This window comes from Cellvibrio sp. UBA7671, from assembly GCA_002483145.1.
GTDB lineage: Bacteria > Pseudomonadota > Gammaproteobacteria > Pseudomonadales > Cellvibrionaceae > Cellvibrio > Cellvibrio fibrivorans.
Window position 1 is genome coordinate 243,971 of record DLHJ01000014.1, and the last position, 22,746, is coordinate 266,716.

The 22,746-nt window shown below is 46.9% G+C and carries 22 protein-coding genes; 4 read left to right on the forward strand and 18 right to left on the reverse strand.

Going from position 1 to position 22,746, the window contains the following annotated elements:
• Positions 1-66 precede the first annotated feature (66 nt).
• From galU to gyrA, 10 genes are all read right to left on the reverse strand, one after another.
• Positions 67-960 (reverse strand): UTP--glucose-1-phosphate uridylyltransferase GalU, encoded by an 894-nt coding sequence (galU, locus tag B4E62_RS12810; RefSeq protein ID WP_310070814.1) that lies wholly within the window; start codon positions 958-960, stop codon positions 67-69.
• A 25-nt stretch (positions 961-985) separates the two neighbouring features.
• Entirely contained in the window at positions 986-2,338 is a 1,353-nt protein-coding gene (locus B4E62_RS12815; protein WP_310070812.1) for a phosphomannomutase CpsG, read from the reverse strand.
• 139 nt (positions 2,339-2,477) lie between these two features.
• The gene (cmk, locus tag B4E62_RS12820) at positions 2,478-3,149 is read right to left on the reverse strand and encodes a (d)CMP kinase (RefSeq protein WP_310070809.1); all 672 of its coding nucleotides are present in this window, start codon (positions 3,147-3,149) and stop codon (positions 2,478-2,480) included.
• Positions 3,150-3,185: 36 nt separating this feature from the next.
• Entirely contained in the window at positions 3,186-3,887 is a 702-nt protein-coding gene (gene pyrF / locus B4E62_RS12825; protein ID WP_331352327.1) for an orotidine-5'-phosphate decarboxylase, read from the reverse strand.
• A 110-nt stretch (positions 3,888-3,997) separates the two neighbouring features.
• Positions 3,998-4,315, reverse strand: coding sequence for a ComEA family DNA-binding protein (locus tag B4E62_RS12830; RefSeq protein ID WP_331352328.1), 318 nt, complete (start codon positions 4,313-4,315; stop codon positions 3,998-4,000).
• A 191-nt stretch (positions 4,316-4,506) separates the two neighbouring features.
• Positions 4,507-5,925, reverse strand: coding sequence for a sulfate adenylyltransferase subunit CysN (cysN, locus tag B4E62_RS12835; protein WP_310070803.1), 1,419 nt, complete (start codon positions 5,923-5,925; stop codon positions 4,507-4,509).
• A 51-nt stretch (positions 5,926-5,976) separates the two neighbouring features.
• Positions 5,977-6,885: a sulfate adenylyltransferase subunit CysD gene (gene cysD / locus B4E62_RS12840; RefSeq protein ID WP_310070800.1), complete on the reverse strand. Its 909-nt coding sequence runs from the start codon at positions 6,883-6,885 to the stop codon at positions 5,977-5,979.
• Positions 6,886-7,023: 138 nt separating this feature from the next.
• Complete coding sequence (locus B4E62_RS12845) at positions 7,024-7,938, reverse strand: prephenate dehydrogenase/arogenate dehydrogenase family protein (protein WP_310070797.1); 915 nt, start codon at positions 7,936-7,938, stop codon at positions 7,024-7,026.
• Positions 7,939-7,944: 6 nt separating this feature from the next.
• Positions 7,945-9,054 carry a prephenate dehydratase gene (pheA, locus tag B4E62_RS12850; protein ID WP_310070795.1) on the reverse strand — a complete coding sequence of 370 codons (1,110 nt, stop codon included), beginning with the start codon at positions 9,052-9,054 and terminating at the stop codon, positions 7,945-7,947.
• A 43-nt stretch (positions 9,055-9,097) separates the two neighbouring features.
• Positions 9,098-11,764, reverse strand: coding sequence for a DNA gyrase subunit A (gene gyrA, locus B4E62_RS12855; protein ID WP_331352329.1), 2,667 nt, complete (start codon positions 11,762-11,764; stop codon positions 9,098-9,100).
• A 380-nt stretch (positions 11,765-12,144) separates the two neighbouring features.
• Here gyrA and B4E62_RS12860 point away from each other — a divergent pair, with 380 nt between their 5' ends.
• The 4 genes from B4E62_RS12860 to B4E62_RS12875 are packed head-to-tail and all read left to right on the forward strand — an operon-like array spanning position 12,145 to position 15,652.
• Positions 12,145-13,482: a TRZ/ATZ family hydrolase gene (locus B4E62_RS12860; RefSeq protein ID WP_331352330.1), complete on the forward strand. Its 1,338-nt coding sequence runs from the start codon at positions 12,145-12,147 to the stop codon at positions 13,480-13,482.
• A 21-nt stretch (positions 13,483-13,503) separates the two neighbouring features.
• Positions 13,504-14,208, forward strand: coding sequence for a bifunctional 2-polyprenyl-6-hydroxyphenol methylase/3-demethylubiquinol 3-O-methyltransferase UbiG (gene ubiG, locus B4E62_RS12865; protein ID WP_310071337.1), 705 nt, complete (start codon positions 13,504-13,506; stop codon positions 14,206-14,208).
• Complete coding sequence (locus B4E62_RS12870) at positions 14,208-14,876, forward strand: HAD-IA family hydrolase (RefSeq protein WP_331352331.1); 669 nt, start codon at positions 14,208-14,210, stop codon at positions 14,874-14,876. Before ubiG ends, B4E62_RS12870 begins: the two co-directional genes overlap by 1 nt.
• Positions 14,877-14,899: 23 nt before the next feature.
• Complete coding sequence (locus B4E62_RS12875) at positions 14,900-15,652, forward strand: YciK family oxidoreductase (protein WP_331352332.1); 753 nt, start codon at positions 14,900-14,902, stop codon at positions 15,650-15,652.
• A 91-nt stretch (positions 15,653-15,743) separates the two neighbouring features.
• Here the strand turns inward: B4E62_RS12875 and B4E62_RS12880 are convergent, their stop codons facing one another.
• From B4E62_RS12880 to B4E62_RS12915, 8 genes are all read right to left on the reverse strand, one after another.
• On the reverse strand, positions 15,744-16,130 hold the full coding sequence (locus tag B4E62_RS12880) for a DUF2802 domain-containing protein (protein WP_310070780.1): 387 nt from the start codon (positions 16,128-16,130) through the stop codon (positions 15,744-15,746).
• Between the two features lie 62 nt (positions 16,131-16,192).
• Positions 16,193-16,678, reverse strand: coding sequence for a chemotaxis protein CheW (locus B4E62_RS12885; RefSeq protein WP_310070777.1), 486 nt, complete (start codon positions 16,676-16,678; stop codon positions 16,193-16,195).
• A 133-nt stretch (positions 16,679-16,811) separates the two neighbouring features.
• Positions 16,812-17,822: a chemotaxis protein CheW gene (locus tag B4E62_RS12890; protein ID WP_331352333.1), complete on the reverse strand. Its 1,011-nt coding sequence runs from the start codon at positions 17,820-17,822 to the stop codon at positions 16,812-16,814.
• Positions 17,819-18,655: a ParA family protein gene (locus B4E62_RS12895; protein ID WP_331352334.1), complete on the reverse strand. Its 837-nt coding sequence runs from the start codon at positions 18,653-18,655 to the stop codon at positions 17,819-17,821. Before B4E62_RS12895 ends, B4E62_RS12890 begins: the two co-directional genes overlap by 4 nt.
• Positions 18,656-18,994: 339 nt before the next feature.
• Positions 18,995-19,834: a hypothetical protein gene (locus B4E62_RS12900; RefSeq protein WP_331352335.1), complete on the reverse strand. Its 840-nt coding sequence runs from the start codon at positions 19,832-19,834 to the stop codon at positions 18,995-18,997.
• Positions 19,835-19,943: 109 nt separating this feature from the next.
• Complete coding sequence (motD, locus tag B4E62_RS12905; protein WP_331352336.1) at positions 19,944-20,822, reverse strand: flagellar motor protein MotD; 879 nt, start codon at positions 20,820-20,822, stop codon at positions 19,944-19,946.
• Between the two features lie 20 nt (positions 20,823-20,842).
• Positions 20,843-21,589, reverse strand: a complete 747-nt coding sequence (locus B4E62_RS12910) for a flagellar motor protein (protein ID WP_310070767.1) — start codon at positions 21,587-21,589, stop codon at positions 20,843-20,845.
• Positions 21,589-22,719: a chemotaxis response regulator protein-glutamate methylesterase gene (locus B4E62_RS12915; RefSeq protein WP_331352337.1), complete on the reverse strand. Its 1,131-nt coding sequence runs from the start codon at positions 22,717-22,719 to the stop codon at positions 21,589-21,591. The genes B4E62_RS12910 and B4E62_RS12915 overlap by 1 nt, the downstream gene beginning before the upstream one ends.
• Between the last annotated feature and the right edge of the window lie 27 nt (positions 22,720-22,746).

Sequence of the window (22,746 nt, forward strand, 5' to 3'; positions counted from 1 at the left end):
TCAGAATAACTTACTGCTCACCTAAAAATGGCTTCTCGCAGCAAGCAGTTCGAGCCTCATCTATAGTTAAACTTTGTAGCGATCTTTTAAAAATATTTTAAATTTACTGCCGATATCACTGTGACGTTCGCCATAAATAACATTCGCCATCAGGTAACCAATTTTTGTTCCACAATCATGGCTGCGCCCCACCAATTGATATGCTTCAACAGTTTCTTGACCGAGAAGCGCATCCAAAGCATCAGTAAGTTGAATCTCCCCGCCCGCCCCTGGCATCGTTTTCGCCAACAAATCCCATACAGTTTTTGACAAAACATAGCGACCAACGATTGCCATATTTGAGGGAGCTTCATCTACAGGCGGCTTTTCTACCATTGCTTTAATAACTGCTGTTTTTCCAGGTGGAATTTCTACGCCAGAGCAATCAACCACACCGTATTTATCAACTTGGTCATGAGGCACCTGCTCTACCAAAATCTGACTATTACCAGTCTCTTGGAAACGTTTGGTCATGCCAGCCAGGTTGTCTTGCTTCAGATTACACTCTGCATTATCTACAATCACATCGGGCAACAAGACAGCGAACGGCTCGTCACCTACAACTGATTTAGCGCACAGAATTGCATGCCCTAATCCCTTTGCTTCGGCTTGGCGAACAGAAATAACTGTAAGTCCAGGGGGCGTAATGGAGCGCACCTCCGCTAATAGTGACCTCTTCAAACGCGACTCAAGTTGCGCCTCTAATTCAAAACTTGTATCGAAGTGATTTTCGATCGCATTTTTACTTGCATGAGTTACTAATACGATTTCTTTAATGCCTGCTGCGGCTGCTTCTTCGATCACATATTGAATCAATGGCTTATCAACAACCGGCAGCATTTCTTTCGGAATTGCTTTGGTTGCCGGCAACATACGTGTTCCGAGACCCGCTACTGGGATAACCGCTTTCTTAACCTGCATAACTGTACCCTTCTAAATTTTTATTTTAGCTGTTGAGTAAATTCAATACTTCCGTTGTTTTTTGATCAACCAACATTTGGTTGTTACGACTTTCCACATTTAAACGCACTACAGGTTCCGTGTTTGACATCCGTAAATTAAACCGCCAATCATCAAACTCCAGACTAATTCCATCCGTCTTGTCAATAAACTTGGCAGCCGAAACGTAGTGATTAAATACTTTGTCTATGGCAACTTTTGCATCGGCAACGTGGCTATTAATTTCGCCCGGTGACGGAAACTTGGCAATACGATCTTCTAGCATACTGGATAATGTTTGCTGCTTTCGGCTCAACAGCTCACACACCAATAACCAGGGAATCATGCCGCTATCGCAGTAAAAAAAATCACGGAAATAATGATGCGCACTCATTTCACCGCCATAAACTGCATCTTCCTCGCGCATACGCTCTTTAATAAAGGCATGACCAGTTTTGGATTGAATAGCCAAGCCGCCATTTTGTTTAGCAATATCCAATGTATTCCAGGTTAACCGTGGATCATGAATAATTTTTGCCCCTGGGTTTTTGAGCAAGAAAGCCTCGGCCAACAAGCCAACAATGTAATAACCTTCTGTGAATGCACCCGTTTCATCAAAGAGGAAGCAACGGTCAAAATCTCCATCCCATGCAATTCCCATATCCGCTTTATGCGCAATAACTGCGGCAGTAGTAGATGCACGGTTTTCTACCAATAATGGATTGGGAATTCCATTGGGGAACGTACCATCTGGCTCATGATTAATTTTAATAAATTCAAAGGGAAGATATTTTTCTATGGCATCGATAACATGACCTGCAGCACCGTTACCGGCATTGACGACCAATCGCAATGGCTTTAACTGCGCGACATCGACGTAAGACATTAGATGCTGAACATAAGCGTCTAAAGTACTGAGTTCACGGATACTGCCACGTGCCGCAAAATTTACAGGAGAAAAATTATTATCCTCAGCTAACCGCTTAATATCATTCAACCCTGTATCACCACTAATTGGCTTTGAATTGGCGCGCACCAACTTCATACCGTTGTAATCAATTGGATTGTGGCTTGCTGTAATCTCAATACCGCCGTCAGTTTTTAAATAACTGGTTGCAAAATAAATTTCTTCCGTTCCAGTCATTCCTATGTCTATGACATCGACACCCTCATCGCGCAAACCATTACTTAATGCATTTTTCAATGTTTTACTTGTCAGGCGTACATCACCACCCACAACTACACTTTTAGGCTTTAGAAACTGCGCATAAGCACGACCAATACGATAGACGATATCTTCATTGAGCTCGTCACCCAATTTTCCACGGATATCGTAGGCTTTAAAGCAAGTCAAGGTCATATTCTAATCTCATCTTGAGTGGAGGATATCTTGGAGTCCGATGCTGTCATGTTAAAAATATTGTTATGAAGAAAATATTGTGTGCAAACTAGTTGAGCATTCTTACCGTTTGTTGACACAGATCGAGGGAAGTAAGGAATCATGTAATTGCTGCCAGCATTTTTGTAAAAACTTCATCAATAGTCATAGTGGTGCTATCAATAATTACCGCATCCTTTGCTGGTTTGAGCGGGGAAATGGAACGATTGGAATCGCGCTCATCCCGCTCACGTATATCTCGAACTAACTCGGCCATATCAACAATCTCTCCTTTTTTGCATAACTGCTTGTAGCGACGCTCCGCACGAGCCTCCGCACTTGCGGTCAAAAATAGTTTTACATGTGCTGTCGGAAATACTGTAGTCCCCATATCGCGGCCGTCAGCAATCAGTCCTGGCGAAACTGCAAAAGAGCGCTGACGATCAAGTAAAGCTGCCCTTACACTTGGGTAGGCTGCCACTTTTGATGCAGCCATGCTCACCGCTTCCTGACGAATTGCATCAGTCACCTTTACTCCCTCCAGCAAAATCTGCGCCGAGTTGTCATTTTCAAGGCTAAATATCACGTCCAGCGCTGCTGCTACCTGACTTACTTCATCTTCGCTGTTTAAATCAGTGCCTTTTTTCATCGCTGCCAGTGCAACCAACCGATAAAGCGCACCACTATCCAGCAAATGATATCCCAAATGGCGAGCCAACATCTGGCTGAGGGTGCCTTTACCGGAGCCACTTGGACCATCAATAGTGATAACAATAGGGGCAGAAACATTCATATCGCGCACCACATTCCTTAATAACAGCGTAAAGCATTAGCACAGGGTTTGAATAATAGACTTGCAAGTCTCAGCCGGATCAGGGGACTGGGTAATCGGTCGCCCAATCACTAAATAACTACTCCCGGCGACAAGTGCAGCAGCGGGTGTCAAGGTGCGTCGCTGATCATCAACGGGTGATGTATCCAGGCGAATACCTGGTGTAACAAGGCAAAAATCCTTCCCAAACTGGGTACGCATTAAGGTCGCCTCCTGAGCCGAACAAACAATTCCATCAAGACCACAACTGTGGGTCAGGCGAGCTAACCTCATAACTTGTTCTTCGGGGCTGCACAAAATTCCCACCCCGGATAAATCACTTGCCTCCATACTGGTCAGCACTGTGACTGCAATCAACAACGGCGGCTTACCCGCACGCCGTTCCAATATCTCACGCGCCGCAACCATCATGCGCTCTCCGCCGGATGCGTGTACATTGACCATCCATACACCAAGCTCAGCGGCGGCTTTAACAGCTTTGCTGGTAGTGGTGGGAATGTCATGGAATTTAAGGTCGAGAAAAATCTCAAAACCCGACGCCATTAATTGTTCAACTATTTTTGGCCCGCACGCAGTAAAAAGCTCTTTACCTACTTTCAAGCGGCAATCCAGTGGAGATAATCGTTTTGCAATGGCGAGACATTGATCAGCATTGTCAAAATCCATTGCAACAACAATGCGCGGATCCAGAGTGGACATTTCTTTACCTCACAAAAAAGAAGAGCCCGAGTTACTAAACTCGGGCTCCCATTAAAACAAAAAACAACGCAAAATTCATTCGTTAACGCCCGCAGGGCGCCACCAAATACCTAAATACGAATATTTTCGCGATTTTGAGCAAGAGTTACCTCCCCGATTCCCTTCACCTCCAATAACTGATCCACAGTTTTGAAGTTGCCGTTCTCCTCGCGCCACGCAATGATAGCTTCGGCCTTCTTCACACCAACCCCTTTCAGTTTGGTTAATTCCTGTACATCCGCAGTATTGATGTTAATTGCTTCTTGAGTTGTCACTGCCTCCACCTTTGCAACTGGAGCCTTAGTGGCAGACACCTCCGCTGCGAATGCCAGTGAAGAAGTACCAAAAGATAAAATGACAATTGAGGCGAGCGAAAGAATAAACTTCATGAAATAACTCCTTATTAATTGATATTGAAAATACGCTGCTTTCCATTCGGTGCGCGCAGGTAGAGAATATTGGCCCGACGGCGTGTTAAAAAGCAGACAATCACCATATTGAATGTGCGAGATTTCTTACAAAAAACAGCAAAAAAAAAGCCCTGATTCTCATCAGGGCTTTCTGAAGGGTGCTTTATTTATCACTTAAGCAGCTTTTGCAAATCAGCAGCATTCCAGTGAGGGAAGTGTTTTCGGATAAGTGCATTCAACTCCAATTCAAACTCACTGAAATTCGTTGCTGAAGTGGCTTTTGCCGCTAATTGCTCAATTACCATACCTGCACCGACAGTGATATTCGTCAGGCGATCAATCACAATAAATGCACCCGTTGCGCGATTATTGCTGTACTGGTCGGCAACCACCGGCTGGGTCAATAAAATATCAACAACAGCGATATCATTCAGTTGTAGCTGATTAACTATTGAGTGTTCTTGTGTATTTACATCAATGCGATAATCGATAGCTTCAACGATACCACTTACCACTTTGCTAGCAAATTTGAACAAATACTCAGAATTAGCCTCGGTTGTTTTTTCTGCCATCCAGACTATATGCGCTTTAAGATGATTTGACTGAGGCACCGAATCTTTTGCTAACACCAACATATCACCGCGGCTTACATCAACCTCGGTTGTAAGCGTTAATGTTACTGCCTGACCGGTAAAAGCTTCCGCTAGGTCGCCATCGTAAGTCACGATAGACTTCACATGGCTAGTTTTTCCTGAAGGTAATACACGAACTTCATCACCAACTTTCACTACGCCAGAGGCGACATTGCCACAGAAACCACGAAAATCGAGATTAGGGCGATTGACATACTGCACGGGGAAACGAAAATCCGAGAAATTTTTATCGCCTGCGATAGGTACAGTTTCAAAAATTTCCATCAAAGTTTGACCTTGATACCATGGCGATCGCTCAGAGCGATTGACAACGTTATCGCCGTCCAGCGCGGAGATAGGTACAAACATTACATTCTTCATGCCGAGCTTTGCGGAGAAATCAAAATAATCCTGTTTGATTTTTTCAAACACAGCCTGATCGAAATTCAACAAGTCCATTTTGTTTACGGCGACAACAATATGTTTAATACCTAGTAGCGAAGCTATGTAACTGTGACGACGAGTTTGCGTCACTACACCGTAGCGTGCATCGATCAAAATAATGGCAAGGTCGCAAGTAGATGCACCCGTTGCCATATTGCGCGTGTACTGTTCATGTCCTGGAGTATCCGCGATAATAAATTTACGTTTCGCGGTAGAAAAATAACGATATGCAACATCGATAGTAATGCCCTGCTCACGCTCTGCTTGCAAACCATCAACTAACAACGCCAGATCAATTTTTTCACCAGTTGTACCGTGCTTGACGCTGTCGGAACGTATTGCATCCAATTGATCTTCGTAAATCATTTTGGAGTCGTGCAACAAGCGGCCAATCAGGGTGCTTTTTCCATCATCCACACTGCCGCAGGTTAAAAAACGCAGCAATTCTTTTTGTTCATGTTGCGCGAGATATGCGTTGATATCCTGTGCAATTAATTCGGACTGATGACTCATAAGGGTCTCTTTGCAATCAGTAAGATGTGATAAACATTGTGTTAACGGACTTTAGAAATAGCCTTCTTGCTTTTTCTTTTCCATGGAGCCGGAACTGTCGTGATCGATAACTCTGCCCTGACGCTCTGAGGTAGTGGTCAGCAGCATCTCTTGAATAATTTCCGGCAAGGTGGTCGCCTCGGATTCAACAGCGCCAGTCAGCGGATAACAACCGAGTGTACGGAAACGCACCATTTTCTCTTCAATTTTGTCGTTCGGGCCAATAGGCATGCGATCATCATCAACCATAATAAGCGTGCCATCACGCTCAACAACAGGACGTTTTGCCGCAAAATAAAGAGGGACAATGGGGATATTTTCCAGATGAATATATTGCCAAATATCCAGTTCCGTCCAGTTGGATAACGGGAACACACGGATGCTTTCACCTTTATCTACGCGACCGTTATAAATATTCCACAACTCTGGGCGTTGATTTTTTGGATCCCAGCGATGATTTTTGTCGCGGAAAGAATATACACGCTCTTTCGCTCGCGACTTTTCCTCGTCGCGGCGTGCACCGCCAAATGCAGCATCAAAACCGTATTTATTCAACGCCTGTTTCAAACCTTGGGTTTTCATGATATCGGTGTGTTTGGCACTGCCGTGAACAAAAGGGCTAATCCCCATATCCACACCTTCTTGATTAATATGCACAATCAAATCCCATCCCAGCTCCTTGATGCGCTGATCACGAAACTCGATCATTTCACGAAATTTCCAAGTGGTATCCACATGCATCATAGGAAATGGTGGCTTACCGGGGAAAAAGGCTTTCATAGTGAGGTGCATCATCACGGCAGAATCTTTACCCACAGAGTAAAGCATAACCGGCTTATCAAATTCAGCAGCCACCTCGCGGATGATATGGATGCTTTCAGCTTCTAGCTGTTTGAGATGAGTCAAGCTGTAGTTTGACATTCAATAGTTACCAGATTGAGTACGCATTGGTGATTGGTGCAGTGTTAGAAAAACAGCAGCGATTATATAGCACCAACGCACAAGGTTTAATGACTAAATAATTCTAAGTTTATTGCTTTTAGTTTGGATGCAACCGATTTAATCCTCCTTAGCGGCTGCATGACGCTTTGCCAGCATGAGAGTGAATTCATCGCGTGCTTCTTTAGCGCGACTAAATACACTGAGTAAATAACTACTGTCCTCATGCTCTATTCCGCTACGCAACCGTGAGAGATTATCGATAAATAAATCCATCGATTGCAAAATCGCAGTTTTATTTGCCCGCATAATATCGTGCCACATTACCGGGTCGCTGGAGGCGATGCGGGTAAAATCCCGAAAACCACCGGCAGCATAACGAAAAATATTAGGGTTCTTAATATCTTGCGCCAAGGTATCCACTAATGAATAGGCAATTACATGGGGCAGATGGCTGGTTGCGCCAAGAACTTCATCGTGCTCCGCTACTGACATGCTTAACACTTCTGCACCAACAACCTGCCACATACGGGTAACCAGATCAAAATGCTGGGTAGAAGTATTTTCCAGCGGAGTGAGAATGACGCGATGATTTTCATAAAGATTTGGATTCGCAGCAGTAACACCACTTTTTTCTGAACCAGCAATAGGATGTCCAAGCACAAATTGTGGTGGCACTACTCCAAACACAGCTTCAGCAGCACGTTGCACACTGCCTTTCACGCTAGCGCCATCTGTGATGGTTACAGAATCAGCAACGCAGCTTTTAATTTCATCCAGAACAGCACTTACCGACAGTGTCGGTACCGCGATAAAAATCACATCGCCCTGTCCTAATTCACCAGCAATATCACATAAAGAAGTATAGGCGCGATCAACTACTCCATGATTAACTGCCTCAGTGCAGGTATCGGATTTGCGCGCAATTCCAATGACTTCCGCACAGGCGCCACGCTGTTTCAAACCAGTGGCAAGGCTGCCACCAATTAAACCTATACCAACTACAACAAATTTATTGATTAAGGGTTGGGACATAAGTAATCACAACACCGCTTTGGGATAGGAGCCGAGCAATTTTAAATCGGCGCAACGGCTGGCGACTTCTTTCATCACATCGCTGATCAAAGGCTCATCGACATGCCCAGCGAAATCGATAAAGAAAACGTAAGTCCAGGCACCTGTGCGCGATGGACGTGTTTCTACGCGAGTTAAATCAATATTGTGACGATGGAAGGGTTCCAATAATTTATGCAATGCGCCCGGTTCATTGCGCATAGCGACAACGATAGAGGTTTTATCAACGCCACTTTGCGGAACCGCTTGTTTACCGATAATTAAAAAGCGCGTTGAATTATCTGGCTGGTCTTCAATTTTTTCGGCAATCATTTTCAAACCGTACAGTTCTGCTGCCATAGAGCCCGCAATAGCAGCTGCATTCCACTCACCTTTCAAACGTTTTGCTGCTTCAGCATTACTGCTGACGGCGATGCGCTCGGCGTTAGGATAATGCGCATCCAACCACTTGCGACATTGTGCAAGTGATTGGGAGTGGGAATAAATACGGGTGATACTATTAACGCTGGTGACATCTGACACCATCAAATTGTGATGAATACGCAATTCAACTTCACCGCAAATTTTCAGGTTGGAACCCATAAAATTATCAAGCGTGTGGTTTACTACACCTTCGGTAGAATTCTCTACCGGAACTACGCCGTAATTTACCGCACCGGCTTCCACTTCACGAAACACTTCATCAATCGCAGAGAATGGCAATACAACTGCCGAGTGGCCGAAATGTTTTAGCGATGCTTGTTGGGTAAATGTTCCTTCCGGGCCGAGATAAGCGACTTTAATTGGATTTTCCAGCGCCAAGCAAGCCGACATAATTTCACGAAACAAGCGCGCCATTTCTTCATCGCTAAGCGGGCCTTTATTGCGCTCCATCGCTTTGCGCAATACTTGTGCTTCGCGCTCGGGGCGATAAAACAAGATTTTGGCATCTTCAGGCAGATTCGCTTTTTTCACATCCGCAACTTCTTGCGCGCATTCTGCGCGCGCCGAAATCAAGCGACCGATTTCTTCATCAATCGCATCGATTTTGTTGCGCAATGCAAGCAGCTTTTCTGCTTCAGTTTGGTCAGTGCTCATGTGCCCACTCAATTTACTAATTGGTCATTTAGCTATCGATTGATTACTCGTCGGCTACTTCATCGGCCGCGTCATCGACGATATCGTCTGAGACATCATCTGCAGCTACACCATCTTCAAGCGCTTCTTCACCTTCGGCTGCCTCCGCACGTGCCAATTCACGCTTGGCATTTTCATCAACATTCTCTTCAATGCGCTCCAAGCCTTGCATGCGCTCGCCTTCTTTCAATTTAATCAGCCGCACGCCTTGGGTATTACGGCTCAGCACAGAGACTTCATCGACGCGTGTACGAACCATAGTGCCCTGGTCAGAAATTAACATGATTTCTTCACCGTCAAACACTTGTACCGCACCAACCAGTTGCCCGTTACGCTCGGTAGTTTGCATACCGATAACACCTTGTGAGCCACGACCTTTAGCAGGGAACTCGCCTACTTCGGTGCGTTTGCCATAACCATTTTCACTGACTGTCAGTACCTGGCCGTTTTCCATCGGGATGACCATGCCGACTACGCGCTGACCTTCAGCTAAACGAATACCGCGTACGCCACGCGAGGTGCGCCCCATCGCACGCACTTGCGATTCGCGGAAGCGCGCCGCTTTACCAGAGCTTGAGAACAGAATTACATCGCATGAACCGTTGGTGATAGCGGTGCCCACCAAGGTATCACCTTCATCCAATTCGATTGCACGCAAACCGACGCTGCGTTGACGCGAGAATTGAGTGAGCGCAGTTTTCTTCACTGTACCGTTAGCGGTGGTCATGAAAATAAACTTGTCGTCATCGTAAGATTTCACCGGCAGGATCGAGGTGATGCGCTCACCCTCTTCCAATGATGGCAACAAGTTGATAACTGGACGGCCACGTGATTGGCGACCAGCGACAGGAATCATATAAACCTTCAGCCAATACACTTTACCGGCGTTAGTAAACAACAGCACTGTATCGTGGGTGCTGGCGATCAATAAGTGCTGAACATAATCTTCATCTTTTACAGCGGTCGCAGATTTGCCCATACCGCCGCGACGCTGCGCCTGGTAATCATCAAGCGGTTGGCTCTTCGCATAACCACCGTGAGAAATTGTCACAACGCGATCTTCCACATTGATCAAATCTTCAGTGGTCAAATCAAGTGTTGATGCCACAATTTCTGTGCGACGCTTATCGCCGTAGTCATTAATAACTTGCGTTAATTCTTCACGGATAACTTCCATCAAGCGCAGGGCATTGCCTAGAATTTCGAGGAACTCGGCTATCTGAATTAATTTTTCGTCGTATTCGGCGAGCAGCTTGTCGTGCTCCATGCCGGTCAAACGATGTAGGCGCAATTCGAGAATCGCCTGCGCTTGTGCGGCTGACAAATAATAATGTCCATCGCGCATGCCGAACTCGGGACCCAAATCTTCCGGGCGGCAAGCATCGTCACCGGCGCGCTCAAGGTAAGGCGCCATCTCAGCCGCATTCCAGCCACGCCCCATCAAACTATCTTTTGCTTCGGCGGGCGACGCCGAGTTTTTAATCAGCGCAATAACTTCATCAATATTGGAAATGGCAACCGCCAAACCTTCCAGAATATGGCCGCGCTCACGCGCTTTGCGCAACAAATATACGGTGCGGCGAGTCACCACTTCACGGCGATGCTTAACAAAGGCCTCAAGCAATTGTTTGAGGTTGAGAATTTTTGGCTGGCCATCATCCAACGCAACAATGTTGACGCCGAAGGTGGTTTGCAATTGGGTTTGTGAGTAGAGATTGTTGAGCAATACATCTGCTGCTTCGCTCTTCTTCACTTCGATCACAATGCGCATACCGTCTTTGTCAGACTCATCGCGCAACTCGCTAATACCTTCGATTTTCTTCTCTTTTACCAACTCGGCGATGCGTTCAATCAGGCGCGCCTTATTTAATTGGTAGGGAATTTCGTGGATCAGAATGGTTTCACGGCCGGTTTTTTCATCACGTTCAATTTCTGCTTTGGCGCGCACGATAATGCTGCCGCGGCCAGTGCGGTATGCCTGCACAATTCCTGCACGGCCATTGATGATAGCGCCGGTCGGGAAATCTGGCCCCGGGATAAATTCCATTAACTCATCGATGGTGATATCCGGGTTATTGATTAACTCTAAACAGCCCTGCACCACTTCTTTTAAGTTGTGCGGCGGAATATTGGTCGCCATACCTACGGCGATACCGGAGGAGCCATTAACCAACAGGTTGGGAATACGGGTTGGCATTACTGCCGGAATTTGTTCAGTGCCGTCGTAGTTGGGTACAAAATCGACGGTTTCTTTGTCGAGATCCGCTAACAGATCGTGGGCAATTTTTGCCATACGGATTTCGGTATAACGCATGGCTGCTGCACGGTCACCGTCTACGGAACCGAAGTTACCCTGGCCATCGACCAGCATATAACGCAACGAGAAAGGCTGAGCCATACGAACGATGGTGTCGTATACGGCGGTATCACCGTGCGGGTGATATTTACCAATTACGTCACCCACCACACGGGCAGATTTTTTGTAAGGCTTATTCCAATCATTGTTAAGTTCGCTCATCGCAAACAGCACGCGGCGATGCACGGGCTTCAAACCATCGCGCACATCGGGCAAGGCGCGACCCACGATTACACTCATGGCGTAATCAAGGTAGGACTGTTTGAGTTCGTCTTCGATACTTACTGGTGATATTTCTTTGGCGAATTCGACCATGGGAATACAGCTTTCCTTTCTTATATAAAGCTATGGGCTTAAAAAGCGTAGATTACGGACTGCGATTACAAACAATTAAACCGATAGCGCTTGTTTTGCGCACCAATCAAATACAAGCAAAAACCGCTACCCTACTACCGGCCAAACAAAAGGCTGGCTAAAAATGCATCTAACGCTTAATTCAGGGGCGCGATGGTAGCATAAAATCTGCTGGATAGGCACTTGGCAGATCCGTATCACTATGAAAATACGGACGAATTCAACCGTAAAAGAAGCGCAGCCAAAGCAATAAACCGCTGCGCAAATCTGCCATGGCTGAGCAGAGGCTTTGCAGTATACTGGGCTCCCCTTTTTGCGACCAAAGCCGCCAGTTTACGCCTATGTTTACGCCTACCCCTGAACCTCATCCGATTGATTTGATTATCAAAGCCCGCTGGATTATCCCTGTGGTACCCGAAAATCGCGTGTTGGAAAACTGCGCAATAGCAATCGATAAGGGGCGAATCCTGGCAATGATTCCCAGCGATGAAGCCGGGCGCCGTTTTACTGCTGCCGAAACAATCAATCTCGGCAGCCACGTATTGATTCCCGGGCTTGTCAATGCGCACGGTCATGCGGCGATGAGCCTGCTGCGGGGTTATGCTGACGACCAACCGCTGCACACCTGGCTTAACGATCACATTTGGCCAACGGAGAGCCGCTGGGTGGGAGAAGAGTTTGTACGCGATGGCACCCAGCTTGCCATGGCAGAAATGATTAAGACCGGCACCACCTGCTTTGCCGATATGTATTTTTACCCGGAGCAGGCCGCCCAAGTCTGCCTGGATGCCAAAATGCGCAGCCAAATCAGTTTCCCAATTTTCGACTTTGCCACCTCGTGGGGTTTGGGTGCTGACGATTACTTCGCCAAAGGCCTCAACCTGCACGACAGCTTGCGCGCAACAGACCTTGTCAATATTGCCTTTGGCCCTCATGCGCCCTACACGGTATCGGATGCGCCGCTGCAAAAGATTGCTGTGCTTGCACAGGAAATGGATATGCCAGTGCAGATCCACCTGCATGAAACTGCGTTTGAAGTAGAAGAATCGCTCAATAAATTCGGCAAACGCCCAACCCAGCGATTGATGGAGCTCGGCTTGCTCTCACCACTCACACAATGCGTACATATGACGCAGATTACTGATGTGGATATAGTACTACTACAACAAACCGGCGCACATGTTGTGCACTGCCCGGAATCCAATTTGAAATTGGCGAGCGGCTTTTGCCCGGTCGATAAATTATTAAAGGCCGGAATTAATGTTGCACTCGGTACCGATGGTGCCGCTAGCAATAATGACCTGGATTTATTTAGCGAATTAAAAACGGCTGCATTACTTGCTAAAGCGGTTGCCGGTGATGCCGCCGCATTGGATGCCCACACCGCATTGCGTATGGCCACACTCAATGGCGCAAAAGCCCTGGGCATGGAGGAAAAAATCGGCAGCCTGGAAACGGGGAAATTTGCCGACATTACCGCAATTGATTTAAGCGGACTAGGAACGCAACCTTTATATAACCCCGCATCGCAACTGGTTTACACCCATTCAGGTCAAGGTGTCACCCACGTATGGGTGCAAGGCAAAGCGTTACTCCTTAATCGCCAGTTACAAACGCTGGATGAACGCGAAATATTAGGTAAAGCCAATTGGTGGCGAAAACAAATCGCCACTCACTAAATCTACGAGATGGAAAAAATTATGGCCAATGTCGATACTGCCGAAATTGCAAAATTTGAAGCCCTCGCCAGCCGCTGGTGGGATAAGAACAGTGAATTCAAACCATTGCATGATATCAATCCACTGCGTGCTAATTTTATTGACGAACGCTCGCCGGTTGCACAGAAAAAAATTATCGACGTGGGTTGCGGCGGTGGCATTCTCGCCGAATCACTTGCACAGCGCGGCGCGGTAGTAACGGGCATCGATATGGGGGAAGCCCCACTTGCCGTTGCGCGCTTGCACGCACTGGAAAGTGGTGTTGAATTAACTTACGAGCAAATCACTGCAGAAGATAAAGCAGCGAAAATGCCCGGCGAGTTTGATGTTGTTACTTGTATGGAAATGCTGGAACACGTACCCGATCCCTCATCGGTAGTACGCGCCTGTGCGCAGCTGGTAAAAGAAGGTGGTGATGTATATTTCTCTACCATCAATCGCAGCCCGAAAGCCTATGCATTTGCCATTCTTGGTGCAGAATATATTTTAAAATTGCTGCCCAAGGGCACACACGAGTACAGCAAATTTATTCGCCCCTCTGAACTGGCGCAATGGTTGCGCGCAGCAGGTTTGGAATTGCAAACCATTACCGGTATGACTTACAACCCGCTGACCAAACACTACAAGCTCAATCCAAATGATGTCAGCGTTAATTATCTGTTGCATGCTAAAAAGGTTAGCGATTAATGGCAAAATCTATTCGCGCAGTGATGTTTGATCTGGACGGGACTTTATTGGATACCGCGCCGGATTTTATTGTCGTCGTCAACCAATTACTCGCTGAACAACAACGCCCTGCCCTCGCTGCAGAAACTATTCGCGCAGGCGTATCAAACGGCTCCAAAGCATTGATCAAACTTGCTTTTGCTATTGACGAGAGCAACGAGCAATTCGAGCCGCTACGCCATCGACTATTGGAATTGTATCTGGCGCATATCGCGGTCTATACCACTCCATTTCCCGGCATTAATGATTTACTCGATAAATTGGCCGATAACAACATCGCCTGGGGCATAGCTACCAATAAACCGGCAACCTATACCTTACCCTTAATGGCCGCACTGGACATACACCCTGCGCCGCTCAGTGTGATTTGCCCCGACCATGTAGCACGCAGCAAACCCGATCCTGAATCTTTATTTCTCGCCAGCAAACAATTGGGCTGCACCCCCGATGAGATAATTTATATCGGCGACCATAAACGCGATATCGACTGCGGCAAAGGCGCCGGTAGTATCACTATCGCTGCGGCTTATGGTTATGTAGATGAAGGTGATGATCCGGCAAGCTGGAATGCGGATTACTGCGTAAACCACGCTAATGAAATTTGGCCAATCATTGAAAAATATTTGTAAAACCATTTGTTAAAGGCATAGCCATGCAAACTCCTCACGATTACACCATTAAATCTGACGCACTGAGTGGAAAAATTATTCTCGTTACGGGTGCTGGTGCAGGCATTGGCAAAACGGCAGCAATAACGTTTGCTGGGTGTGGCGCGACCGTCATTCTCTGCGGGCGCACACTGGCCAAACTGGAACAGGTTTATGATGAGATTGAAGCGGCGGGCCATCCACAGCCCGCCATTTACCCTATTAATTTCGAAAGCGCCGTTGAAAAAGATTACGACGATATGTGCAACGCACTTGAAGATACGTTTGGGCGATTGGATGGAATCCTGTTTAATGCGGCAGATTTAGGTGAGCGCACACCTATCAGTAATTATTCAGTTAGCGCTTGGTTGCGCTGCATGCAAATCAATGTGAATTCACCGTTTATGATGACGCAGGCTTTGCTGCCATTGCTAGAGCGCTCAGAAAACGCGAGCATTTTATTTACCAGCTCCAGCGTTGCATTTAAAGGCCGTGCATTTTGGGGCGCTTATGCTGCATCCAAAGCGGCGACCGAAAATTTTATGCAGACGCTACACGACGAACTGGAAGGCGCGACTCGCATTCGAGCCAATAGTATCAACCCCGGCGCGACACGTACTGCTATGCGCGCAGCGGCTTATCCTGCAGAAGATCCGGAAACGGTAAAATCACCAGAAGCATTAATGTCGTCTTACGTATATTTATTAAGCGATGATTCTGTTGGTGTTAGCGGGCAGGCATTTCATTATCAACAATAATTTCATGCTGCCAAATTCACGCAAAAAAATGACGCAATAAAAAAGGAGATCAATGGATCTCCTTTTTTTACACTCACGCTTGATGCTATTGTTAGTGACTGGATTTTTGCATCATCTCCAATAGCGAGGCTTCCGCGCGCGACAATCCACAGCGCCGCGCTACCTCATCGCAATCCATACCCATCTTAAACATTTGTGCCGCTTGTGAATAAGGCTGGAATTCGTCGTCATTGTAGTAATCAATTTTTTCCGGCTGTTTGGCCGCATTGGCTTGCAACCGCTTTTCCATTGCCAGCAAACGCTGCCCCATGCCGACGGAACCACTGCTGGACGCCGCCACTTCACGCATCAATTTTTGAATCAGTTTTTCATTTGCGTCTGCTTGACGGCGCACGTGCTTCAAACTGAGCACGGCAATCACCAGTGCGATAACACTGACAATTGCAGATGCCGACAAACCTATTTCCAACACTGTCATGGGAGTTTCTCTGCGTCCGATTCCATCAATGACCGCCAGCTTGCCCTAAGTGGTTTAACAACTCAAACATCTTCCAGTTCTGACCACTCTTCACTGGTCAGCAGTTTATTTAAATCGATCAGGATTAAGAGTTCGTTGTTTTTGTGGCAAACCCCCTGGATAAATTTAGCGCTTTCCTCATTGCCAACATTGGGAGCCATTTCAATTTCTGATTGGCGCAGGTAAACCACTTCGGCCACACTGTCCACCAAAATACCAATCACATGGCGGTCAGTTTCGATAATCACGATACGGGTATTATCGGTAATCTCGCCGCTGGATAAATTAAAGCGGTGGCGGGTATCAATCACCGTTACTACATTGCCGCGTAGATTGATAATCCCCAACACATAGGATGGCGCACCCGGTACCGGGGCTATCTCGGAGTAGCGCAGCACTTCCTGCACTTGCATTACGTTAATACCGTAAGTTTCGCCATCCAGTCGAAAGGTTACCCACTGCAGTACGGGATCATCACTACTCTTATTCTTTGCTGCATCAGTTGCCATCGTCTAATTCCTCTATAGCCGCCTCCGGTGGACGGCAAATCACATAAATGTCGTTATAACTATAGCCGAGGACTTTTCCTATGCCACTTTTGTTTAGTCATTGAGGCCGGCGTTAATAATCAGTTTGGCGCAATCAGGCAGGTACAAAATTTTTATCCGCATCAACCAGCATTTGACCGATACGGGGGATGTCCAACAACGCGCACATATGATCTTTCACTGTACCAGCAAGCCAAGGGCGATTGCTGCGATCACTGCGCCACTTAACATCATCTGGCATCAAGGTGATAGGTTGATTCACCGAATCAACGGCCAACCCCCAAGGCACTCCGTTGATCGACATAACATACTTTGCGGTTTCCAAAAATCGTGGATCATAACGCTCAGGCATCACAAACTTGGCTGTGTTGACCGTGCGGATTTTACCGGCCGGTGTAGGTTGCAACCCCATAAACCAATCAGCCTGACCAAATAACGGAGTCAGCTCATCCGTTAGCGGCTGTATTTGCCCTAGCGATATCAGCGGCACCGCAAGCGTCAGCCCTGATACCTTAAATAAGAGCACATCAAACCGCGACTGTGCCCATTGCGGACGGCCATTCTCCAGCCATTCCAACCCCTCCATTTGAAAATGCGCAACTTGGGAGATTTCTTCATGCGTAACCGCTGTGATCACCTCTACAGGAACAGCCTCGACAACTGGAGTTTCAATAATCCATTCCTGAATTTCATCAGGATCGCTGACAAATGAGGTTTTTGTCTCAGTCGAAATCTGCGTAGTTACTGGTGTATCCACTAATAATTGTGTTCGCGCCGATTGCAGCAGCCTTTCAAGTTGACGCTTCTGCTCCAGTGTTTGAACGGGTTCGGGTTCAGCAAATGAGGCTATAGGTTTGGGAGCAGATTTAGGCGTTGGCTCAGCGCGCAGGTTGGTTTTTTTAAGTTTTTCTTCCGGATTTTTTTTAGTCGGCAAGGAAACCACACGTGCACCACCGGAGCCGGCAGCAATCGGCATGGGGCGCTCATCCATTGCCGCAAACGCTTGCTCAAGCACATCTTCGCCACCCAGCAAATCATCAAAGTAATTACTCAAGCTGTCGTCAGGCGGCTTGATATCATCGCCGGAATCTTTTCGCTTACTCACGACACGACACCCGCCTTATTGGCGATAACCACTGGCGAGGTCTCGATTTTTGCTTCATCCGCACGTATCGCTTTTTCCAACCAATGCCAGAGAGACTGATAAGCCTCGGCACCGCGGCTGACTGCATCAAATAAATGGGGCGGCACACCCGCTTTACTTGCATCGCGGAAGCGGGTATCGATAGGAATATGGCCAGGCCAGGCCTGTTCAGGATAAGTATTTCGAATGGTACGCAAGCTCGTGACCGATGCTTGGGTACGGCGGTCAAACATAACGGGAACAATAGTATAGGCCAGGGCTTTCTTGCGTGAACGCGACATCATCTTAAGTGTGTTGACCATGCGCTCCAACCCTTTGAGCGCAAGGAACTCCGTCTGCACGGGAATCACCAAATACTGGCAAGCCGCCAATGCATTTACCATCAATACACCCAACAAGGGCGGTGTATCTATCAACACATAATCGTAATCATCGGCGATATGCGCCAACGCCCGGCTTAATACGAGCCCCATCCCATCCTGCCCTATCGCTTGGCGCTCCAGGGTAGCCAAGGCAGTGGTCGACGGCATTACATGAAGATTGGGATAATCGGTGGCGATGATCAGCTTGCGGATAGAATCCCGCGAAAGCTCTTTGCGCTCCTGGAACAAGGTGTAGCTGCTGAGGGTTTGGGAGTCAGGATCCTGACGGAAATAGGTCGATAGCGAACCATGCGGGTCAATATCCAGCAATAGCACACGTTTCCCTGATGAGGCAATTAGCCCCCCAAGCGACACACTAGTGGTCGTTTTACCCACCCCACCCTTTTGGTTTGCTATTGCCAGAACACGCACGTTTGAATCCTCGCTGGCGTCAAACACCAGACATTTTTTGCCCCTATACCAAGCAAAGCAAGCTCTATGCCCACTCGCCTAAAATCAGGATTATCAGTTTTATACTTTGCGGGTTATTGTCGCCTTTATCAACACCGCACGGTAATGAAAATCCCTTATCGAACACTTGCAATGGACAGGGGCGATTATTTTTCAACCAGCCGGAAGTTAATTATTGCCCAGCCTCAAGGAACGTCAAGCTATCGGCATTTAACCGGGAATATTTAGCGAGGATGTAAAGCGCAATTGCGCGCTTACGACAGGGAAAAGATGCGGCAGGTTTTCAATGGTGGCGACCTATTACTGAGGTGCATCACTGAAACTAAAATTACTTAGCGGTATCACGCGGCGATTTGCTTGCTTGAGCATGGATTCAGCCCAGGTAAAGTTCTCAAACTGATGAAACAACGCATCAAAACTGCCATCGTCAACCGCTATTTTCAACCCAAGTGAAAGCCGCTCGGCAAGTAAAGTATTCGATTTGTTCACGTAAAAATACACTGGGTTTTCATAGCGAAGGAGCAGCTCACGCTCCAGTGCCAGCCCTTTATCTGCATAAGCGCGCACTTCAGGCAATACCTGATGGATGCCACGGGAGTAATAATCAAACCGGTTGGAGGCAAGCATCTTGAACAAATTAAAATAACTTAAGCTTAATACCAGTGGCAGTCCGTTTTCTTCCATAACGGACCGATCAGGCCAATGCGAGCCAATACCACCGCGTAAGCGACGCAAGTCTTCTATGGACTTAACCTGAGAGAATCGAGCCTGATCATCTGCGCGAATTAAAAATACACGATGGTCACTCAAATTTTTTAACAGACGAATTTTAATGGGCATTAGCTGCGCTGGTGCATTCCTATTGTAGGGCATCCAGGTGATATCAACTCGGCCCAACTCAATTTCGCGCAGCAGCCGGTTAGTAATTGGCATAACCGGAACCAGTTTAATCTGGTACGGCCCATGAGTAGATGCAGTTTTAGCCAGCGCCAGCTCTAACAACTTGCTGAAGTAATAATCGTCGTGATCAGGTGTGAGTTTGCTTTCGCGCGAAATCACCACCGTCATTAGAGGTTTTACGTCATTAGCGAGAGAACTCACCGGTGCGACCGTCAAATAGAATGCAATAAAAACCAGCATCAGGCATCTGCAGTGCAAATACATTTTACCCAATGCCAATAGACGCATGAATGGCCTCATGGAGTTCACACTGAATGCCCCGACTTTTTATCAATAGTGGGCTAACAGGTTAATTTGATACTGACGAATCAGGTACAGCTTGGGGCAATGGTTTAGCAGGTTCAACACTAATCTTGGGGCGATCCATTTTACGTTTGGCAACCATAATAGTGACTCGGCGATTTTGTGCCCTACCCTGTTCCGTATCATTCGCGGCAACAGGCTGATACTCACCATAACCCACGGCAGACAAACGTTCAGGAGCAACACCTTTACTCGCCAGATACTTCACAATTGCGCTGGCACGCGCAGTGGAAAGTTCCCAGTTGGTAGGGTATTTCACACTCTTGATGGGAATGTTATCGGTAAACCCTTCTACTTGAACCGGGTTTGAATAGCCCTGCAAAATACCCGCAATCTCATCAAATATTTTTTGCGCTTGCTCACTGGTATCTGCACTGCCCGATGAAAACAAAATGCTATCCTTCAACTCAATCTGCAACCACAACTCATTGCTGGAGACCTGGATCATTTGATCATTGATTAGCTGCGTAAATTTTTCAGTCACCAAATCAGAAATTTGTGTGAGTTCATCACTGGTTTTAATTGGTTCATCCGGCTGCGGAATTTCAACGGTAGATTGGCCGCTAATTGCTGAGGCCTGCTCCCCACTCACCGGTTCTACTGCTGTTTGCCCCATATCAATAGGTGCAATGATCGCTGTTGATGGCGAGTTAGTGTCTTGCGGCTCAGAATTTATTTGTGCATCGGTAGGCTGGTTGAATGCTTCAATAAAGGTATCAGATAAGACACGGTATTTACTGTCATTTACTTGGGAAATGGAATACATCACTACAAAAAAAGCAAACAGCAGGGTAATAAAGTCGGCATAGGAAATCAGCCAACGCTCTTGATTAACATGAACTTCTTGCCGTCTGCGACGCACCATAAAAAATGACTACTGTGAACTTAATGAGGATGTAAATACCCGTTTAATTTCATTTCAATCGAACGCGGGTTCTCGCCATCAGCAATAGCGATGATACCTTCGATAATTAATTCACGGTATTGGGAATTTTCATTTACACACATACGCAATTTGTTAGACATAGGAATGAATACCAAATTAGCAAGCGCCACACCATAAATGGTCGCCACAAATGCAATAGCGATTCCAGGCCCAAGAGTGGCAGGATCAGCAAGATTATTCATTACATGAATCAACCCCATTACGGCGCCAATAATTCCGATAGTGGGCGCGTATCCGCCCATGGATTCATAAAATTTTATTGCATCAAAATCGCGCTGCTCATCCACAATCAAATCTGTTTCCAGGATGCGGCGAATCACTTCTGGCTCATTGCCATCCACTAATAACTGCAATCCTTTTTTTGCAAACTTATCTTTTTCCCGCTCGGAAATCGCTTCAAGCCCCAAGAGACCATCCTTACGCGCGGCAGCTGCCCAGCGCACGATATTGGCAACACCTTGTTTAAAGGGAACATAGGGTGGTTTAAAAACCCAACTAATAATTTTTAATGCACGTTTCAAACTATTTTTGGATGTCTGTAGCATGGCAGCACCCAAGGTGCCACCAAATACAATAAAAGCAGCAGGTCCATTGACTAACGTACCCAAGCCTCCCCCTTCCAAAAAATTTCCACCGATAATGGCGGCAAACGCAATAATAACGCCAAGGATGCTGAGTAAATCCATTACATTACCTCTCGCACCAAACGCGGCCCTATGTCTTTCAGGCTAAGTACTTTATCTGTCAGTCCAGCACGCGCGACTGCCATGGGCATACCATAAATCACACAACTTGCTTCGTCCTGTGACCAGAGTGCTGAACCAGCCTCTTTTAATAGACGCGCACCATTGCAACCGTCCGACCCCATTCCCGTCAACACGACTCCCAACACTTTATCACCATAAATATTAGCAGCCGATCCAAAGGTGATATCCAGCGACGGCTTGTAATTAACACGCTCATCATCCGGCAACACTCGCACAGAACCACCATTGCGTTTATCCAGCATCAATTGTTTTCCACCTGGCGCCAGCAGCGCCAACCCCGGTTGTAATTGATCGCCATCAACCGCTTCACGAACACGAATGTTGCATTGTTTGTTTAAACGCTCTGCAAATGCTTTGGTAAAGTTTTCAGGCATATGCTGCACGAGCACTATCGGCAACGGAAAATTTGCTGGCAAGGTAATTAATACTTCTGCCAGGGCGACCGGCCCACCGGTAGATGCACCAATCACTAATATCTTGGGTTGTTTTTTTAAGCGGTAATTATCAGGACCAGATGCTTTTGCTGATTCATCTTGCTGGGAACTTACGGGGGCACGAGCAGGTGCAGATGCACCTGGAACCGGTGCGCGCAAATTAGGTGCTATAGGAATCGATGAAGGTTTCGGTTCAGCAACGGGAACTGCACGTGCTGTAACACCAGCCAGCGTAATTAAACGCTCGTGCAATTTTTTCTTTAGGGATTCTGAGCTGCGCGATACTTCAGCAAAATCCTTGGGAATAAAATCCAATGCACCTGCTGCCAATGCATCCAAAGTCACTTTCGCTCCCTCATAGGTGAGAGAGCTAAACATTAAAATAGGAACTTTACGATTCGCCATGATGAGCTTGATCGCCGTAACACCATCCATCACCGGCATTTCAAAATCCATGGTGATGATATCAGGCTTAAGCTGCTCTGCTTTCTCTACTGCTTCACGGCCATTACTGGCGATACCAATCACTTTTAAATCCGGATGCTCATTAATAATATCTTTCAGGCGATGCTGAAAGAAATTCGAATCATCAACTACCAATACCCGGACAGGCATCTAACTCACTCCGCAGTTGCAACTGCT

Excerpts from the sequence above, each read along its gene's own strand:
- galU (WP_310070814.1), bottom strand. The coding sequence starts at position 960 with ATGCAGGTTAAGAAAGCGGTTATCCCAGTAGCGGGTCTCGGAACACGT.
- B4E62_RS12815 (WP_310070812.1), bottom strand. The coding sequence starts at position 2,338 with ATGACCTTGACTTGCTTTAAAGCCTACGATATCCGTGGAAAATTGGGT.
- cmk (WP_310070809.1), bottom strand. The coding sequence starts at position 3,149 with ATGAATGTTTCTGCCCCTATTGTTATCACTATTGATGGTCCAAGTGGC.
- pyrF (WP_331352327.1), bottom strand. The coding sequence starts at position 3,887 with ATGTCCACTCTGGATCCGCGCATTGTTGTTGCAATGGATTTTGACAAT.
- B4E62_RS12830 (WP_331352328.1), bottom strand. The coding sequence starts at position 4,315 with ATGAAGTTTATTCTTTCGCTCGCCTCAATTGTCATTTTATCTTTTGGT.
- cysN (WP_310070803.1), bottom strand. The coding sequence starts at position 5,925 with ATGAGTCATCAGTCCGAATTAATTGCACAGGATATCAACGCATATCTC.
- cysD (WP_310070800.1), bottom strand. The coding sequence starts at position 6,885 with ATGTCAAACTACAGCTTGACTCATCTCAAACAGCTAGAAGCTGAAAGC.
- B4E62_RS12845 (WP_310070797.1), bottom strand. The coding sequence starts at position 7,938 with ATGTCCCAACCCTTAATCAATAAATTTGTTGTAGTTGGTATAGGTTTA.
- pheA (WP_310070795.1), bottom strand. The coding sequence starts at position 9,054 with ATGAGCACTGACCAAACTGAAGCAGAAAAGCTGCTTGCATTGCGCAAC.
- gyrA (WP_331352329.1), bottom strand. The coding sequence starts at position 11,764 with ATGGTCGAATTCGCCAAAGAAATATCACCAGTAAGTATCGAAGACGAA.
- B4E62_RS12860 (WP_331352330.1), top strand. The coding sequence starts at position 12,145 with ATGTTTACGCCTACCCCTGAACCTCATCCGATTGATTTGATTATCAAA.
- ubiG (WP_310071337.1), top strand. The coding sequence starts at position 13,504 with ATGGCCAATGTCGATACTGCCGAAATTGCAAAATTTGAAGCCCTCGCC.
- B4E62_RS12870 (WP_331352331.1), top strand. The coding sequence starts at position 14,208 with ATGGCAAAATCTATTCGCGCAGTGATGTTTGATCTGGACGGGACTTTA.
- B4E62_RS12875 (WP_331352332.1), top strand. The coding sequence starts at position 14,900 with ATGCAAACTCCTCACGATTACACCATTAAATCTGACGCACTGAGTGGA.
- B4E62_RS12880 (WP_310070780.1), bottom strand. The coding sequence starts at position 16,130 with ATGACAGTGTTGGAAATAGGTTTGTCGGCATCTGCAATTGTCAGTGTT.
- B4E62_RS12885 (WP_310070777.1), bottom strand. The coding sequence starts at position 16,678 with ATGGCAACTGATGCAGCAAAGAATAAGAGTAGTGATGATCCCGTACTG.
- B4E62_RS12900 (WP_331352335.1), bottom strand. The coding sequence starts at position 19,834 with ATGCTGGTTTTTATTGCATTCTATTTGACGGTCGCACCGGTGAGTTCT.
- motD (WP_331352336.1), bottom strand. The coding sequence starts at position 20,822 with ATGGTGCGTCGCAGACGGCAAGAAGTTCATGTTAATCAAGAGCGTTGG.
- B4E62_RS12910 (WP_310070767.1), bottom strand. The coding sequence starts at position 21,589 with ATGGATTTACTCAGCATCCTTGGCGTTATTATTGCGTTTGCCGCCATT.
- B4E62_RS12915 (WP_331352337.1), bottom strand. The coding sequence starts at position 22,719 with ATGCCTGTCCGGGTATTGGTAGTTGATGATTCGAATTTCTTTCAGCAT.